This is a genomic window from Pedobacter sp. WC2501, from assembly GCF_052682415.1.
Genome location: NZ_JBQZFI010000001.1, coordinates 4,072,057 through 4,088,799, shown reverse-complemented (window position 1 = coordinate 4,088,799; position 16,743 = coordinate 4,072,057). Strand labels below are relative to the sequence as shown.

At 38.1% G+C, this 16,743-nt stretch carries 15 protein-coding genes; 3 read left to right on the top strand and 12 right to left on the bottom strand.

The features are described from left to right. Window positions 1–82: 82 nt before the first annotated feature. The 6 genes from ACUN24_RS17210 to ACUN24_RS17185 all read right to left on the bottom strand — a co-directional run bounded on the left by ACUN24_RS17210 (window position 83) and on the right by ACUN24_RS17185 (window position 4,852). Window positions 83–1,210, bottom strand: coding sequence for a hypothetical protein (locus ACUN24_RS17210; protein ID WP_445563617.1), 1,128 nt, complete (start codon window positions 1,208–1,210; stop codon window positions 83–85). A 54-nt stretch (window positions 1,211–1,264) separates the two neighbouring features. Further along, the gene (locus ACUN24_RS17205) at window positions 1,265–2,014 is read right to left on the bottom strand and encodes a hypothetical protein (protein ID WP_445563616.1); all 750 of its coding nucleotides are present in this window, start codon (window positions 2,012–2,014) and stop codon (window positions 1,265–1,267) included. Between the two features lie 4 nt (window positions 2,015–2,018). Next, complete coding sequence (locus ACUN24_RS17200) at window positions 2,019–2,570, bottom strand: hypothetical protein (protein ID WP_445563615.1); 552 nt, start codon at window positions 2,568–2,570, stop codon at window positions 2,019–2,021. Between the two features lie 189 nt (window positions 2,571–2,759). Further along, window positions 2,760–3,296: a hypothetical protein gene (locus ACUN24_RS17195; RefSeq protein WP_445563614.1), complete on the bottom strand. Its 537-nt coding sequence runs from the start codon at window positions 3,294–3,296 to the stop codon at window positions 2,760–2,762. A gap of 81 nt (window positions 3,297–3,377) precedes the next feature. Next, entirely contained in the window at window positions 3,378–3,914 is a 537-nt protein-coding gene (locus ACUN24_RS17190; RefSeq protein WP_445563613.1) for a hypothetical protein, read from the bottom strand. A 272-nt stretch (window positions 3,915–4,186) separates the two neighbouring features. Next, the gene (locus tag ACUN24_RS17185) at window positions 4,187–4,852 is read right to left on the bottom strand and encodes a hypothetical protein (RefSeq protein ID WP_445563612.1); all 666 of its coding nucleotides are present in this window, start codon (window positions 4,850–4,852) and stop codon (window positions 4,187–4,189) included. 327 nt (window positions 4,853–5,179) lie between these two features. Between ACUN24_RS17185 and ACUN24_RS17180 the strand changes: the two genes are divergently transcribed. The 3 genes from ACUN24_RS17180 (at window position 5,180) to araA (ending at window position 9,487) form a co-directional block, all read left to right on the top strand. Further along, window positions 5,180–6,880, top strand: a complete 1,701-nt coding sequence (locus ACUN24_RS17180; protein ID WP_445563611.1) for a ribulokinase — start codon at window positions 5,180–5,182, stop codon at window positions 6,878–6,880. Then, on the top strand, window positions 6,877–7,578 hold the full coding sequence (locus tag ACUN24_RS17175) for an L-ribulose-5-phosphate 4-epimerase (protein WP_445563610.1): 702 nt from the start codon (window positions 6,877–6,879) through the stop codon (window positions 7,576–7,578). The genes ACUN24_RS17180 and ACUN24_RS17175 overlap by 4 nt, the downstream gene beginning before the upstream one ends. A 418-nt stretch (window positions 7,579–7,996) precedes the next feature. Continuing rightward, complete coding sequence (araA, locus tag ACUN24_RS17170; protein ID WP_445563609.1) at window positions 7,997–9,487, top strand: L-arabinose isomerase; 1,491 nt, start codon at window positions 7,997–7,999, stop codon at window positions 9,485–9,487. A gap of 159 nt (window positions 9,488–9,646) precedes the next feature. On the opposite strand, the gene ACUN24_RS17165 is transcribed toward araA, so the two are convergent. The 6 genes from ACUN24_RS17165 to ACUN24_RS17140 form a co-directional block, all read right to left on the bottom strand. Then, the gene (locus tag ACUN24_RS17165; protein WP_445563608.1) at window positions 9,647–9,901 is read right to left on the bottom strand and encodes a hypothetical protein; all 255 of its coding nucleotides are present in this window, start codon (window positions 9,899–9,901) and stop codon (window positions 9,647–9,649) included. Window positions 9,902–9,909: 8 nt separating this feature from the next. Continuing rightward, a complete protein-coding gene (locus tag ACUN24_RS17160) occupies window positions 9,910–10,104 on the bottom strand; it encodes a hypothetical protein (RefSeq protein ID WP_445563607.1) in 195 nt (64 codons plus the stop codon). A 188-nt stretch (window positions 10,105–10,292) separates the two neighbouring features. After that, window positions 10,293–11,306, bottom strand: coding sequence for a zinc-binding alcohol dehydrogenase family protein (locus tag ACUN24_RS17155; RefSeq protein ID WP_445563606.1), 1,014 nt, complete (start codon window positions 11,304–11,306; stop codon window positions 10,293–10,295). 124 nt (window positions 11,307–11,430) lie between these two features. Next, on the bottom strand, window positions 11,431–12,219 hold the full coding sequence (locus ACUN24_RS17150; protein WP_315424588.1) for an SDR family oxidoreductase: 789 nt from the start codon (window positions 12,217–12,219) through the stop codon (window positions 11,431–11,433). A 75-nt stretch (window positions 12,220–12,294) separates the two neighbouring features. Continuing rightward, entirely contained in the window at window positions 12,295–14,451 is a 2,157-nt protein-coding gene (locus tag ACUN24_RS17145) for a DUF5703 domain-containing protein (protein ID WP_445563605.1), read from the bottom strand. 754 nt (window positions 14,452–15,205) lie between these two features. Beyond that, on the bottom strand, window positions 15,206–16,633 hold the full coding sequence (locus ACUN24_RS17140; protein ID WP_445563604.1) for a sialate O-acetylesterase: 1,428 nt from the start codon (window positions 16,631–16,633) through the stop codon (window positions 15,206–15,208). Window positions 16,634–16,743 lie beyond the last annotated feature (110 nt).

The window sequence follows — 16,743 nt, the reverse complement described above, 5'->3', positions numbered from 1 at the left end:
TTACAATACCTGAAATACTGGGTGGAATTTTAAAAATAATGGCGGAATGGGTTGACCTTAAATCAAGGATTATCTCTGAGATCTAATTTTTCTTCTTAACTTTTGGTGTTTTAATTTTAACTGGTTCTACTTTTGTCGGATATTGTGGGTCTAATGTTTTTAATGGTTCCGTGATCAAAGGTAATGTTGACTTTTTCTCACGCTGAGAACCATTACCGCTTTGATTTTGACCATCCTTTTTGAACAATGCTTTTGGACCTACCTTTACTTTACCAAAGTCAGTGAGCGTTTGCTCAGCAACTTTAATATCATCATACTTTAGGATGTAACTTTCATCATGATAATCGGCTACGACTGCATTGGTATAATCAGTACCCTTTTTATAAATATCTTTTCGGATAAATTTGTTGGAAGATTCATCTAAAATGTAGTTATTGATATCAAAAACTGAAAACTCTTCTGATAAATAGCTGAAGCCATTGGCAGTTTTCAATTCATTGTTAAAGTAAAATTCTTTTGCATCCTTACTTTTCTCCTGTTGCTTTTTATAATTACTGATAAAGGTATCAAACTCCGCATCAGCACCTGTTTCATTCTTCTTAAAATCACCCCAACGGGATTGTAAAATGGTGGTGCCATTTTCAGTTTTAAGAGTTGCAGAAAAAGGCTTCTGCTCGCCAGTAGTTTTATGGTAAAAGAGCAGAAAATCGTTAAAATGATGATCTAAGTTGAAAATGTTGGTATTGTTTTGATATAGGTGATTAATGGTATTTTGAGCCAGGGTTAAATTTTTCGGGGTTTTAGCTAATCTAATCACGTAGTACGGCTCCCCGCCGTCATAATCCTCCTGAAAAGTATTCATCAAACTATCCTCATCGAACTTGATATAAGTTGGCCCGTCATTTAAGAAACCACTGGCAAAAGTTAGCTTTACGCCACTTTTTACAGTCGGATTATTTCTTCCTAAAACAGTAAAAACCTGCTTCGGAATATCAGGAATGAAACTGATTTGATTATCGCTTAAAGTATATTTACCCAGCACAAGTGTTGCATAGCCGAACAACGCAAAACTGCCATCATCATAAATATAGATTCCGCTCTGACTCCCCTGTACATATCTGCCTGATGTATTTTTAGTCATCGTGTTTTCTTGTTGTGCAAATGCTTTGTTTATAAATAGTAATGTTAAAATCAATAAGTATTTTTTCATTTGGATGCAATTTGTTTTAAATGATAAGAATATAACTGGAGCAACTTCATTTCACTATTGCCCCACTTGGTCAAAAGCTTTCATCATCATATCTTTAGGGTCGCTATCCGCAAATAAAACTTTAGGAAGTTTATACTTCTTGGTAGCGGTTTCGCTTGGCATATCTTCTTTCATCGTGTTGATGTTGGTTTGCTCGAAAATGCCCTTGATCAAATCTAACTTTAGTTCCGTTTGCCCGCCGGCACCCATCGCAAAACTGCTGATATGCGTTAAAACTAACTCGTTGTTAATATATTTGAAGGTACTTTCTAAACTTCCGTTTGGCCCGGTTGATTGCTGTGTAAAAATAAGTTGTCCATTTTCATCAATACCAAGATCTTCAAAATCATAATTCTGGTACCCATCTTCCCTGAATTTTGAATTAATAACTGAAAAGGATTTTGCATCAAGACGATAAGCATTATCCGTTTTCAATAAAACCAGGGCTGGCCGAAGAGCAATAGTGTCTTTAGTGTTTATTAATACGATTACCTTATCTTCTATGCCATCATGATTTAAATCTCCATTGGCTTCCATATCGATATCATAACCAGGTGGAATTAAATCTGCAACTTTATTGCCCATTGCTGGAAAATCAGGCTCCGGATCTTCAAGCCTGGTTTTAGGTTTGGCATTTCTGCCTACTGTATCAATATTCGCCTTGGCTACCGAAATAGTATCTCTTTTGGTTTGCTTTTTCTCATTTTTGCAGGCTGATAGGGCAACTATGGTAATTAAACACATTACATTGGCTATTATTTTCATATTGCTATTTTTCAAATTGATGAACGGTTTGAACACTATCTTTTTCGAAGATATACTTCACCAAGATGCTGGTATCGGTTTTACGAATCAAGCTGGCGCTTATAGCATCACGAATATTTAAAGTTGTGCTGTCATTTATGGTAATCTCATCACCTTTTTCCAGTAGGATTTTATCGAACAACAAATTATCTTCAATAACTTGTAATCGTGGCCTGCCCATAACACCATATCCTACTGTTTGCACGCGAATATTATTTTTTAAACTAAAATGGTTCAATCGCCCACTTCCAGTTGTAGATAACAGTATGCCGAAAAAGAATATCCCCATTGGTATCATGCTTAATATTGTGGCCGCTACAAGCGTCCAGAAGTAAATTTTTGCTACCAAATTCTTCCAAAAATAAAATACAACAAAAGGCGTTGCGATAAACCAAAGCCAGAAAACAACCCTGTCGCTCCAGTAACCAGCAAAACTCATTTTACAGATGGCAAAAAGGCAGATATCTAACTCTATCAATGCAGCAAGCATTAGGTAAATGATCAGCATTTTTTTCATTCTTTTATCAGGTCTGTTAATTCTAAAATACAAATTATCGTCTAATTAAATACACCTTTAAAGGTATTTAAAAACTAATGGTTATACCCATATCCTACATTTATCATTCGTTGCCAATCATTTCTTCTTATTTATTTCTCTTCACTACTCTCTCTTTCTAAAACCGTCGCTGTATCTTCGTGTTAATAACTATCGTGGTGGCAAAGGATCATTTAATAATCCATGCGCTTTAATGAGCCATCCTGAACCAGCCGGTTTACCATTTAAAGTCTGAAAGCCAGTCATCCCACATTGGCACGGCCCTACCGGACCAAACATGCCATAGTTATAATAGGCTTGATAGTCAATTCCGGATAGAATGAAAAACCGTTTGGCCACTTTCACAATCACTTGGTCTGTAATATTAAATGATTTAAACGGCAGGTTGATAAGTTGGGCAGTATTGTCGGGCTTAAAATCTAAACTTACTACTGTATCTCTTTTTAAAAATTTGCCCTCTTGCAGGTAAAAGTGAATTTCTTTCAACTCCTTTTTACTAAAGTCACTTATATAAATCTGAATCGGTTCACTTACCATTTTAATGGTATCGCAAACCTCTCTTTGGTATTTTACCTGTTCCCTGTTTTTTGAATACCTAGACCATTTGGTTGAACCCCAGATAAAAGCTACAAATAGCAGAAAAAGGGCTATTAAACAACCCATAATTTTCAATATTTTTTTAAGCATATCAGTAAATTTGGTTTTAACTTAATGAACAGTTTAAAAAGTCAGTTTATGTAATTGATACGAATTCTTCTTTTTCCACTGTTATCTGTTCCTTTCACTATAGTTTTTCCATTTATTTACGGTTGCCTTGTTATAAAAGGTGATATCAAATTTGGTTTCGCTTTTTATAGGATCATCTGCTAAAACCCGTTCTTTACTAAGGACAATGTTTTGGCTGTTCTTTTCAAACTCCAGGCGGTCGCCGGTTTCACTAATAACTTTTGCGCCCTGCTTATAAAAGGCAATCACTTTACTTATGCTATCGGGAGTGAATAAATGGATATTACCCTCTAATTCGTGGTTTTTATCGGTTGAAACGTTAATGTAGGTGGCTTGGCTATTCGGATACATCTTGATCAGTTTAGCCACTGGCTCCGGATACGAGTCGGCGCCAGTGTTGTCACGATAATAATAGGTGATGCCGCCTTTATCATTTTCAGTACCTTTTTCTGCTTCGCTATCTTCATAAGAATTTACCCCCCATCCTACTAAAAATAATATCGGCATACCGATCAGAAGGCATTTGAGCAAAAATTTCAAACGCGTTTTATTGGTAAAAAAGAACATTAAATTTTCCATAAATAGTTGATCATTTAAGTTGAAAATTAGGAGTCTTAAATTTTATAACAAATATTACATATCCTTTTGCTGCCAACCTGAGCGTAATGGATTGCTTTTATAACTGTGTCTTCGGCTACGCTGAGACTGATATACTAATGAATTTTATTTAATTTTTAAACAGGAGCTAGTTGCTAAAATTGTGATACATCACTAGCTTTTAAAATCCTGGAAACCCTATATCTACATCACCGATTTTGGCAAAAGTATAAGGCATCTTAAATTAAAAAATGCTAACCTGCAACAGTAAGCCCTTTAAAAAGGATGGTTTTACCATCCACTATATTGAACATATATATATTGTTATATTCACCTTCACTTACTTTTTCACCATTTTCATCAACACCATTATTTCCATAACTCATATTTAATTGCAGTACATTGTCTGCTGGCTGAACATCAGCTAACATTTGGTAAGTGTAACCCTTTAATGTAAACACAGGAGATTCAGAATGATGGTTATTAAAAAGTTTATCTGTCTTAATTTTCATCAGGGTTTTGCTAAAATCAGCATTGAAAATTTTATCGAAATAAAGATCAAAATCCTCTTCGTAAAATAGTTCTGCCTGGGCATATTTTGCCTTCCGTTTTTGCCACTCCTTTTCACTTAGCTGCACAACAAACCATAAACTGGAATTTTCATCGGCAACAACCGGAAAATTAAAATACGTTTTCAGTTTAGCTTTGTCTTTAATGTAAACCGCCTGTCTGAAATTTTTAAAATCATCGATCCATGTTTCAACCGAAATATAGCCGGTTATGGCTTTAACAGGGTCTTTTACATTCTTATCAGCCTTTTTTAACAGTGTATCAGATTGGGATACAGCCACTTTCGTCTTTTCCTCTCTGCAAGCAGCCAGGCAGAGTAATAATCCAAAAAGCAAATTGATTTTTTTCATTCAAGCTTATAGTTTATTTAACTTATTTAAACGCCATGCAAATAAAAATGGCTAAAACTAAACTAACAATAAATAATCAGTAAAGATTGAGAAGATGTCGAAATGTGGATAAAAACGGTAATGCTATGGCCGTTCCGAGCATGAAGATATTGCCTTTGATTGCCTCCAAAAAAGCATAAAAAGAAGTTAAAGCCTTGCAGGGATGCTGCGTTTTTTTTTGCAATTTATTTCAAGCCATTAGATGTTTCAGCATATTTTTTTTAACAAATTTTCATAAAATTTTATAATCCGGATAAATAAACGTTAATTAGACATTTATTTATTGTTATGAGCAACGCAAACTATGTAATTGGAGTAGATTACGGGTCAGATTCTGTCCGGTCTGTTCTAGTCGATACCGCAAACGGAAAAGAAATCGCATCATCGGTTTTTCTTTATCCAAGATGGCAGAAAGGTTTATATTGTAAACCCGCTGTTAATCAGTTCCGCCAGCATCCCTTAGATTATATTGAAGGTTTAACCCACACCATAAAAGATTGCCTGGCCAAAGCCGGCGGTGCAGAAATTGCACATTTGGTTAAAGGTATTTCAGTTGATACAACCGGATCCAGCCCTGTTGCTGTTGATGCAACAGGTACTCCCCTTGCTTTAACCAAAGATTTTGAAGAGAATCCAAATGCTATGTTTGTGCTTTGGAAAGACCATACATCAGTTAAAGAAGCGGCCGAGATTAATGAGCATGCTACAAAATTCAGCACCAATTACCTTAAATATGTTGGTGGCATTTATTCTTCAGAATGGTTCTGGGCTAAATTGTTATATATCTTAAGGGTTGATTCAAGTATTAAAAAAGCTGCAGCATCCTGGGTAGAACACTGTGATTGGATTCCATTTTTACTTTGTGGTGGAAATGATATCAAAGAAATGAAACGCAGCCGTTGTGCTGCCGGGCATAAAGCACTTTGGGCAGAAGAATTTGACGGTTTACCTCCGGAGGATTTCTTTAGTAGTCTTGATCCGCTTTTAGCAGGCTTTAGAGATAAATTATTCACCGATACCTATACTTCTGACATTGCTGCAGGAACATTGAGCGAAGAATGGGCAACTAAACTGGGCTTAAACACAGATGTAGTTGTTGGTGTTGGTGCTTTTGATGCACACATGGGCGCGGTAGGCGGGCAAATTGAGCCTTACTACCTGAGCAAAGTAATGGGTACAAGTACCTGCGATATTTTGGTTGCACCTAACCAGGATTTAGATGGCAAATTGATTAACGGTATCTGCGGACAGGTTAATGGTTCTGTAATTCCGGGGATGGCAGGTTTAGAGGCGGGACAATCTGCTTTTGGCGATGTTTATGCCTGGTTTAAAAACTTAATCAGCTGGCCACTGAATCATTTATTGACCGAATCGGCATTAATAGATGAAGCTACAGCAATTGCTTTAAAAGAAGAACTGGAGGCTAAAATTATTGCCAATTTAAGTAAACAAGCTGAAGCTTTGGAAGATGATGATTATGCAGAACTGGCAGTTGACTGGTTGAACGGCCGTAGAACACCGGATGCAAACCAGGAACTTAAAGGTGCAATAACCGGTTTAGGTTTAGGAACTGACGCACCACGTTTTTTCCGTGCTTTAGCTGCAGCTACCTGTTTCGGTGCCAAGGCTATTGTAGACCGCTTTGAAGAACAAGGTGTACCTGTAAAAGGGATTATCGGTATTGGTGGTGTAGCGAAAAAATCAGCCTATATCATGCAAATGATGGCCGATGTATTGGAAATGCCAATCAGGATTCACCGTTTCGAGCATACCTGCGCTTTAGGTGCAGCCATGTTTGCAGCCGTTGCCGCTGGCGTTTATCCGAACATTGAAGCTGCAATGGAAGCTATGGGAACAGGCTTTGAAAAAGAATATACACCAAATATTAAAAAACAAAAGCTTTACCGCCGGCATTACCAACAATATTTGGGACTAGGCAGATACCTGGAGAAATACAACAAAAAAGATGTAAAACCTTATTTATCATGAGCAACTATCAGGATATAAAAGAACAGGCCTACCAGGCCAATATGCAGTTGCCTAAATTGGGACTGGTGCTTTTCACCTTTGGTAATGTAAGTGCCGCCGACCGTGCAAAAGGGGTATTTGCGATTAAACCAAGCGGTGTGCCTTACGAAGATTTATCGCCAGAAAAAATGGTCATTGTAGATTTTGACGGGAACACAGTTGAAGGGAGTTTACGTCCCTCATCTGACACTAAAACCCATGCGGTTTTATATAAACACTGGGAAGAAATTGCGGGGATTGTGCATACACATTCTACCTATGGCACGGCCTGGGCACAAGCACAAAGGGCAATTCCAATTTTCGGAACCACACATGCCGACCATTTAACTGTTGATATTCCATGTGCGCCACCAATGGCTGATGAAATGATTAAAGGAAACTACGAGTACGAAACAGGTTTCCAGATTATGAACCATTTTGAAAGTTTAGGCCTGAGTTATAAAGAAGTCGAAATGATTTTAGTAGGTAACCACGCTCCTTTTACCTGGGGCAAAACAGCCGAAAAAGCGGTTTATAACAGCGCGGTTTTGGAAACAGTAGCACAAATGGCTTTATTAACCGAGCAGATTAATCCGCAGGCCCCGAAGTTAAAAGATTCGCTGATTGAAAAACATTATGAGCGGAAGCATGGTAAGGGAGCTTATTACGGACAGAGTTAGATTAGTCCACAGTCATGAGTCTAAAGTCTTCAGTCTTGAATACAGAGATAAAGTGGCATAAAAGTTTAAAGAATTAGGAAAGCAATTGCAGTAGTGCTTAGGAAACGATAGTCCCGCCATTCGCTATAGTCCCGATGAAGAATCGGGAACTGCCCCTGCTGTCGGGTTTAAAATTGTAAGGTTTACCTAAGTAACCTAAACCTGATTGGAGTGGGCATGAACCCGACCGCAGGTGGGTGAATAAAACGTAAAGCAGGACTGCAGTAATCGATGGAATACGGAACTTTGCTTTTCAAAAATAAAAAGAATAAGAATAGTGGTCTGTGAGGACACAGACCAAGGATCATAAAAGAACATTTCGGTCTGTGAGGACACAGACCGAGGGGAATTGAATAAATTAAAAATAACATAAATAGTAATGATTGATTTAAAAAAATTACAAGTTTGGTTTATTACAGGTACACAACATTTGTACGGTGAAGAAACCTTAAAACAAGTAGCAGAACATGCACAGCAAGTTGCTGATTCGTTAAACCAAAATGGAAGTATTTCTGTTTCGGTAGTATACAAACCGATTGTAAAAACAACGGAAGAAATTTTCGAAACGTTGCAACAAGCCAATATTGATGAGAATTGTATTGGGGTAATGACCTGGATGCATACCTTCTCTCCGGCTAAAATGTGGATCAGGGGTTTGAATGTTTTGCAAAAACCGCTATTGCATCTTCACACACAGTTTAACCGCGATATTCCATGGAATACCATTGATATGGATTTCATGAACCTGAACCAAAGTGCGCATGGCGACCGTGAATTCGGTTTTATGGTTTCACGTATGCGTAAAGACCGTAAAGTGGTTGTTGGTCATTGGCAGGATGAAGAGGTAGCTAAACAGATCGATACATGGTGCAGGGCTGCTGCCGGATGGCACGATTGGCAAGGTGCTAAATTTGCCCGTTTTGGCGATAACATGCGTTATGTGGCCGTTACCGATGGCGATAAGGTAGAAGCTGAAATGAAATTTGGTTTTGCGGTAAATACTTATGGTATAGGTGATTTAGTAGCGGTAATTAATGGAATTAGTGAAGATGATATTCAGACTTTGCTGAAAGAATATGATGCTACTTATGAAATGGCCGATGATTTAAAAGCTGGCGGCGCAAGGCATTCATCAGTTTACGAGGCAGCTAAAATTGAATTGGGTTTACGTAAGTTTTTAGTTGATGGTGGCTTTAAAGGTTTCTCTGATACTTTTGAAGATCTACATGGTATGATTCAGTTGCCAGGGATTGCAGCACAGCGTTTAATGGCCGATGGTTATGGTTTCGCTGGTGAAGGTGACTGGAAAACGGCTGCTTTAGTACGTGCATGTAAGGTAATGGGTGCAGGTTTAGCCGGTGGTAATGCATTTATGGAAGATTATACTTATCACTTCGATCCGGCAAACTCGATGGTTTTAGGTTCACACATGCTTGAGGTTGATGCTTCATTGGCGAGTGGTAAAGCGAGTTTAGAGGTTCATCCATTGGGCATTGGTGGCAAAGCAGATCCTGCACGTTTGGTTTTTAATGTTGCCGGTGGTGATGCTTTAAATGCATCTTTAATTGATATGGGCAACCGTTTCCGTTTGTTGGTGAACGAAGTAAAGGCTGTAGAAGCTGAACATGATTTACCAAACTTACCGGTAGCCCGTGTATTGTGGAAACCACTACCTGATATGAAAACAGGTTGTGCAGCATGGATTTATGCAGGTGGTGCACACCATACCGCTTATAGTCAGAATTTAACCACTGAGCATTTATTGGATTTTGCCAATATTGCGGGTTTAGAATATGTGAATATTGGTGCTGATACCAAAATCAATCAATTCAGAAATGAATTGCATTGGAATGAGGTTTTTTATAAATAATTTCAATAAAGCATGCTCAATGCAAAAAGCCGATAATCTTAGGGTTATCGGCTTTTTTTTGCTCTTGATAATAGAAAGTTATTTATTGGTCGGTGAGACACCAACCAACAGGATAGCGATCGTCACCCTGAACTTGTTTCAGGATCTTTTTATGAATATCTATCCTTTTACAATGGAGGTGAAATCTGAAAAATCTTCAACCTTAAATGCTCTAATATCTCTTACTGACTTTCTAAACCAATCAATATTCGAAAGAATATTAATGGCTTTATAAACAGCTGTTAAATTTTCTTCAGTGACGTAAGTACTTCCCTGAATCCAATAGAATCCACTATTATTTAAATGATTTTTTATTTCAGCATAAGCACTATGATATTTCTCACCATATTCTTTTTTAAGATCAGATATGGTCATATCAAAGCTTAATGCGTATATGCTTCCTCATTTGAAAACCTAAATAAATCTTCTTTTTCAAAGAAAACTTCGCCATCATCTGATTTTGCAGTAATCACAATACCAGCAAACGGGTTCTTTTCAATTTCTATAACAACACCATCAATCCAATCGGCCCTATCGGTAACTTGCGGAGAAATTGAAACTCTATCACCTATTTTCATAAGAAATTCTTATTTTAAATTTAATGCTATCACAAATATAAGTATTTTCATTATAGCTGTATATATGGTTTCAGATGCACTTAATATTATGCTCCTTTGTTAAAATCAATCTAATATTAAAAAGTGATACAACATAATAGATCCTGAAACGAGTTCAGGATAACGCATCATTAAAATATCATTTACAATCACATACTAACCATTGCTTTAATGACACCATTTTTTGGATCTAACCAGCTTTCAAACTCATCTTTTACTTCTTCAAACTTTACCTGGTGCGTAATATAATTGGTAGGATTAACCAAACCAGCTTTCATTGATTTTATCACATGCTCAAAATCTTCAATGGTGGCATTTCTGCTGCTCATTAATGTCGATTCGCGCTTATGAAACTCAGGGTGATTAAAAATCAAATCTCCTTTTTGCAATCCGATTAAAACAAACCTTGCCCCATGTGCCATATAATTTATGGCGTTATTGATTGCTTTTTGATTACCTGTAGCATCAATTACTACTGTTGGCATATCTCCATTGGTAATATCACTAAGTTGTTGCGTTACATCAGGTGAAAGGGCATTAACCACATGTGCCACCTTTAATTTATCTTTACAGAAAGCTAAACGATCCTCATTAATATCTAAAGCGATAACATTTGCCCCAGCAATTCTTGCGAATTCCATTGTACCTAAACCAATTGGCCCCGCACCGATAACCAGCACAAATTCTCCTGGCTGAACATCTGCCCTGCGAACACCATGTGCACCGATCGCTAAAGGTTCAACCAAGGCGAGTTCGTCATAACTCAATCCTTCGCCGTGTAAAAGTGTTCTGGATGGCACCTGTAAATATTCGCGCATCCCGCCATCTACATGTACCCCACAAACCTGCATTTTAACACAGCAGTTGGGTTTATTCATCCGGCAGGCAATACATTCGCCACAATTAAAATATGGGATAAAAGTAACGGCCTCTCCTATTTTAAAACCATCTGCTCCATCGGCTTCAACCAATTCGCCAGATAACTCATGACCTAACACTCTTGGGTAATTAAAGAAAGGTTGGGTGCCTTCAAAGGCATGTAAATCAGTTCCGCAAATGCCAATTCTTTTAATTTTTATAATCGAATGGTCTTTTTTTAGTTCAGGTTTTTCCGTTTCTGAATATTCAAAGGTTCCAGGTGTGGTGCAGGTAAGGGTTTTCATTTTTATTTTAATGATTGAATAAGAAAAATCGTCATCTCGACTGAAGCGCAGTGGAATGGAGAGATCTGCTTAGATAGATTTCTCGACTACGTTGCACTCCGCTCGAAATGACGTTGTAAGTGGATTAAGCGTTTGCCAAAGCTCTGTCTAAATGCACATAACCACCATCAACGTGAATAATCTGTCCGGTGGTATGGCTTGATTTATTCGACATTAAAAAAGCCGTCATATTTGCAATTTCTTCAGCTGTCGTCATTCTGTTTTCTAATGGAATTTTAGAAGTGATTTCTTTTAGTTTTTCTTCAGCATCATCCAAAGTTTCAATCCAGGTTTCGTAAGCTGGTGTCCAGCATTCGGCAACCACAACCGCATTTACACGGATTCCATATTTAAGCAACTCTACTGCCCATTCCCGTGTTAAGGCATTCCTGCCTCCATTAGCAGCAGCATAAGCTGAAGTATTTCCTTGTCCTGTTTCTGCCGTTTTAGAGGTGATATTTACAATTGAACCTTTACTTTTAATTAATTCTGGCAGCGCGTGGTGTGCCATCAAATAATAATGCACTACGTTTTTATGTAATGAAGCCATAAAGTCTTTATAATTTCCACTTTCTAAACCTACACCGTCATTAACGCCTGCATTATTCACTAAACCATCAATTCTGCCGAATTGAGCGACAATGTTCTTCACCACCGTTTCACAATCGTCAGGGTTGGATAACTCAGCCACAAACTGCGCGGCTTTTCCTCCATTTGCAGTTATTGCATCAACTACTTTTTGATTGTCTTCTGCTTTTCTACCTACGATTACCGCAATTGCATTTTCTTTGGCAAACACTTCTGCAATACTCCGACCGATGCCCTTTGCAGCACCAGTGATGATAATAACTTTTTCTTTTAATTGTAAATCCATGTTTCTTTTTAATTAGTGAATGAGAGATTGATAGAATGAGTGAATGCAAATGCAATTCAATCATTCAAAATTCGCTCACTCTATCATTACTTTTATATCTGCTTTCCTTAATTCAGGCAATACTTTCAAATCTATTAATTTTCCGTCTTTTAAAGTGCCTTCAACAGTAGTTTGATATGGCGCATAAAGCTTGAAATGAACATCCCAATCTTTTGGCCATGCCGGGCACAAATATATTTTTTTTCCATCAACTTGCATCAGCATTTCTTGTAAACCGATCATGCCCGATCCACCCCAATTGTGATCAGGTACCCAATCGAAACCTGGCCCCCAAAATGCAGGGAACCTCCTGCCCGAATCTTTTAATTTAGCGGTGGTTAGCTTAGCAGCATCTTCTGTTAAACCAAGCCTTGCCGCAAAAATATTGTCCTGTTTCCATCCGACATGACTTCTGAATTTCAGCACGTCGGTATCATATTTAAAAGTGTTCATCGCAGTGTCTAAACCGGGTTTACCGATTCCATAAATGCCCCATGGATATATAGGGTACAACTGCGGACTTTCGGTATTATTAATTCGCTCCCAAAGTTTAGCGGGAGAAATGGTAGTATGCCCGTCGAAAGTCCTGAAACTTATTGGCGGAATGGTTTTCAGCATCGCTGTCCACTCCGTTTTCTTAGTTTCAGACAAAGAGGGTTGTTCAATCAATCTTTCCAAAACTGTTTTTAAAGCTGCAATTGTAGAAGTGGAATTGTACGCCATTTTATAAGTCTCCGCTGCAGACCCCGGGTATAACACCAAATGACCATTGGCATCTAAAGCTTTCCCTCCGCGTTGTTTGGCTAAATAATTATAATGCTCTTTGAAAAAAGTAAGTGAGCTTTCAATTAAAGGAAGGTATTTCTCTATGCTTTTGCCGCTATAGCGCTCGGTTTCCAGAATCATCATACAAAACTCCAACACAGTATCCCACTCGTATTCTAACCAGGCATTGTATTCCATGCCTTTATTAAAATCGGCAGGGCGTTTCCAACCATATTCAGCAGGATTTGGTAATCCGAAATTTTCTAATTGCTCGGTAAAACTTGCACCCTTGTGTCCCCAGGCGGCTTCTGTTCTGGTTTCTGCATTTTTCAACAGATCCAGGTAAAAATCGAACTGAGGTTTCATCATTTCAAAATCCCCGCTTTTTAGCATGGGCCAATATACCAGGCGTTGGTTTTGAGCGGTATGCGTTCCACCACCCCAGTTCCTGAAATCGGGTGTGTATTTTAATGTCGTATCGGTTAACTGAGGATCGAAAGTGAAAAGTCCGCCATTGAACTTCGTTGGGTATTTACCAAAAGCATTGCAACCCAGCATATACCGGAACAACTGGTAATTTTTAGAAGATTGATTTGCAGTTTCGTCTTTAGCATTAATGTAAATGAAACTTTTTTTCCAGTAATCATTCCACCATTTTATGCTTGCTTTTTGATTGTTTTTATTCTTTACAGCATTTAAAGCTTTCTCCCATTCACTAATCGACGCCGTTTTTGAAGTATTTAACTTAATGGTAATGTGATTTGAAACAGAAGGTATTTTACTTTTTAAAATCCAGGCTTTAAATGGTGTACTTAAGTATATTCCGGTATAATTTCCAGCGGGTGCCATATTATTGCCTTGCATCGAGCCTCCGAAAATGAGATTTTTTAAAGGGTTAAATAGATCGGCTTTACTGTCTTCCAATCCTTGTTGTTTTACGGTAACATCGAATATGGTTTCAGCTTTGTTTTGATGGTAGAATTGAACGGTGTTGTTTTTAAAGGTTATGTCGTCTTTAAATGTTTTAACAATACCCTGGGGTGCCCATTTATACGAATTCTGGTTGTTCTCTTTGCCTTTTGTGATGCGGTCTTCGAAACGCCAGCTTTCGTAACTGGCTTGGGTAATTATTTTCTGGTTTGATTTTACATCAAGGTGGATCACCGGATTAAACACATCAACCCAGACCTTAATTTGAGCATTTAGGCTACCATTTTTGGCTGAAATCTGAGCGTAACCATCTTTTAAAATCAATTCTTGTTTGAATGTTTTTCCTTCGAATGGATTTGGACTTAAACTCAGTTTTACGCGACCAAGTTTGAGTAAGGTATTATTTTCGTCGAATGTTCCACTGCGTGATAGGTAGAGATAAATATTACCTTTTTCTACCCAGAGGTTTAGGCCGATATCGCCACCTCCTACGGGCATGGATTCTGATGAATTGTTACTTTGTGAGGTCCATATTACGTTGTCTTTTTCTTGCGAAAAAGCATTTAGGCTTATCAAGCACAAAGACACAAACACCAAGGAAAGCGCTGGTTTTTTTAGGTTTATGTTTTTTGACCATATAAGGTATTTAAGGACATTTAAACGCATGGGGTAAATACTTTGTGCTCTTTGTGCCTTTGTGGTTAATTTTATTGACAACTTGAGAGCGGCTAAGGCAACATGCTTAATGAATTTCGACCATATAAGGTATTTAAGGACATTTAAGCGCATGGTACACATACTTTGTGCTCTTTGTGCCTTTGTGGTTAATTTTGTTGACCACCTGAGGCACCTGAGAGTGGCTAAGGCAGCATGCTTAATGAATTTCAACCGTATAAGACATGTGAGGACATTTAAGCGCATGGTACACATACTTTGTGTTCTTTGTGCCTTTGTGGTTAATTTTGTTGACCACCTGAGGCACCTGAGAGTGGCTAAGGCAGCATGCTTAATGAATTTCAACCATATAAGACATGTGAGGACATTTAAGCGCATGGTACACATACTTTGTGCTCTTTGTGCCTTTGTGGTTAATTTTATTATTTGTAATATGTTTGACCACCTGAGGCACTTGAGAGCAGCTAAGGCAGGAGTAAGGAATTTCAACCATATCAGACAAATAAGAGCATTTAAGTTCTCAGCCAAAATATTTAGTGCTTCTTGTGTCTTCGTGGTAAAAATCATTATTTGATTATTAATTATCCCAGTTATCGGTACGGAAAGAGGAAACAGGCAAGCCATCGTTTCCGAATAAGTCGCCGGTTACAAAATCTTTAAAAGCATAACGAACAGCAACAGGTACTTTAACTTCAGGTGCTGAAACGGTTATGATACTGCCTTTTATGGTTGCTTTAGCCGGATAAAATTTCTGATCGGCACCTGCAATTTCGAATAAAGATAGTTCTTTACCAAAAGAAGTTAACCCGTTTGGTACATTTTGAAACTTGATTACAGCAGTATTCTTTTCTACCGTTAATGATTCGTAATTCGGACTTGCAAAACCAAAACCTTTAATACCATAAGTTTGTGCCAAAGCAAGGTAAGCTAATCTCTGTCCGCCTTGTTTCTTATTTGCAGGATGGATAGATTTTTCCTCGCCAATATCCAACAAAACAGCCATTCCTGAATTCGGTATTTTAGTTAAAGATTTTCGTTGAGCATCTCTTAAATGGGCTGAATTATATTTCCCACCAACGTGATTGGGAGGTAATTGTGCATAATTGTATGGCGCAATCTGAGCATAATAAAATGGAAAATCACCATTTTCCCAATTTTTTCTCCAGGATGAAACCATTGCCGGAAAAAGGTTTTCGTAACGGTCTGGTCGTTCATAATTCGACTCGCCCTGGTACCAGATTGCCCCTTTTATGCCATAACCGATTACCGGATAAAGCATGCCATTGTACAGTGTAGTTGGTGTGCGACTCACCTCTTTTATGCTATCGCCTTTTGAAGGAATCTTAATTTCCGTATAAGGTTTTAAATCTTCTGGCGACATCCAGGCCTCAATAGTTGAACCACCGTAACTATCGTTGATAATCCCGATTGGCACATTTAACATTTCGCTCAACAGCGAGCCGAAATAATATGCCGTAGCACTGAAGTTGGAGACAGTTTCCGGCGCAGCCAATTTCCAATCTGATGGTTTGCTGTTTTCTTGTCGCTCATTGATTGAGGAACGGGGAACGGTATATAACCTGATATTTTTATTCGATGATTTTAAAATTACCTCATTTGAACCGATGATAGGCTGGCTTTTGAAACCTTTCATTGGCATTTCCATGTTTGATTGCCCGCCACAAAACCAAACTTCACCAATTAGGATATCGGTTAAAACGAGTTTTTCGCCATCATTGAGTTCCATTTCGTATGGTCCACCAGCTGATGGTGTTGAAACTTTCACTTTCCATTTACCAGTTTGGTCAGCAGTAACCGAATAATTTTGTTTATTCCAGGAAGTATTGATTTTTACCCTGGTTGAGGGCTTTGCCCAGCCCCAAATGGCTACATTGCTTTGTTGTTGTAAAACCATATGATCGGTAAAGATGGATGCGGGTTTAACCGTAGCAGATGCAATCAGGCCACATGCGAGGTTTAAGAATATGAAGAGTTTTAGTTTCATTGTTTTATTTATTTTTAATCCTTCCGTCACCCAAAATTTATTTTACAATTAGAAAGTATTTTCAATTGTCTTGTAGCTACTTCGTGGTCAGGGTCTTAACCGCTAAGCTT

Coding starts and splice junctions, on each gene's coding strand:
- ACUN24_RS17210 (WP_445563617.1), bottom strand. CDS start 1,210: ATGAAAAAATACTTATTGATTTTAACATTACTATTTATAAACAAAGCA.
- ACUN24_RS17205 (WP_445563616.1), bottom strand. CDS start 2,014: ATGAAAATAATAGCCAATGTAATGTGTTTAATTACCATAGTTGCCCTA.
- ACUN24_RS17200 (WP_445563615.1), bottom strand. CDS start 2,570: ATGAAAAAAATGCTGATCATTTACCTAATGCTTGCTGCATTGATAGAG.
- ACUN24_RS17195 (WP_445563614.1), bottom strand. CDS start 3,296: ATGCTTAAAAAAATATTGAAAATTATGGGTTGTTTAATAGCCCTTTTT.
- ACUN24_RS17190 (WP_445563613.1), bottom strand. CDS start 3,914: ATGGAAAATTTAATGTTCTTTTTTACCAATAAAACGCGTTTGAAATTT.
- ACUN24_RS17185 (WP_445563612.1), bottom strand. CDS start 4,852: ATGAAAAAAATCAATTTGCTTTTTGGATTATTACTCTGCCTGGCTGCT.
- ACUN24_RS17180 (WP_445563611.1), top strand. CDS start 5,180: ATGAGCAACGCAAACTATGTAATTGGAGTAGATTACGGGTCAGATTCT.
- ACUN24_RS17175 (WP_445563610.1), top strand. CDS start 6,877: ATGAGCAACTATCAGGATATAAAAGAACAGGCCTACCAGGCCAATATG.
- araA (WP_445563609.1), top strand. CDS start 7,997: ATGATTGATTTAAAAAAATTACAAGTTTGGTTTATTACAGGTACACAA.
- ACUN24_RS17165 (WP_445563608.1), bottom strand. CDS start 9,901: ATGACCATATCTGATCTTAAAAAAGAATATGGTGAGAAATATCATAGT.
- ACUN24_RS17160 (WP_445563607.1), bottom strand. CDS start 10,104: ATGAAAATAGGTGATAGAGTTTCAATTTCTCCGCAAGTTACCGATAGG.
- ACUN24_RS17155 (WP_445563606.1), bottom strand. CDS start 11,306: ATGAAAACCCTTACCTGCACCACACCTGGAACCTTTGAATATTCAGAA.
- ACUN24_RS17150 (WP_315424588.1), bottom strand. CDS start 12,219: ATGGATTTACAATTAAAAGAAAAAGTTATTATCATCACTGGTGCTGCA.
- ACUN24_RS17145 (WP_445563605.1), bottom strand. CDS start 14,451: ATGCCCGTAGGAGGTGGCGATATCGGCCTAAACCTCTGGGTAGAAAAA.
- ACUN24_RS17140 (WP_445563604.1), bottom strand. CDS start 16,633: ATGAAACTAAAACTCTTCATATTCTTAAACCTCGCATGTGGCCTGATT.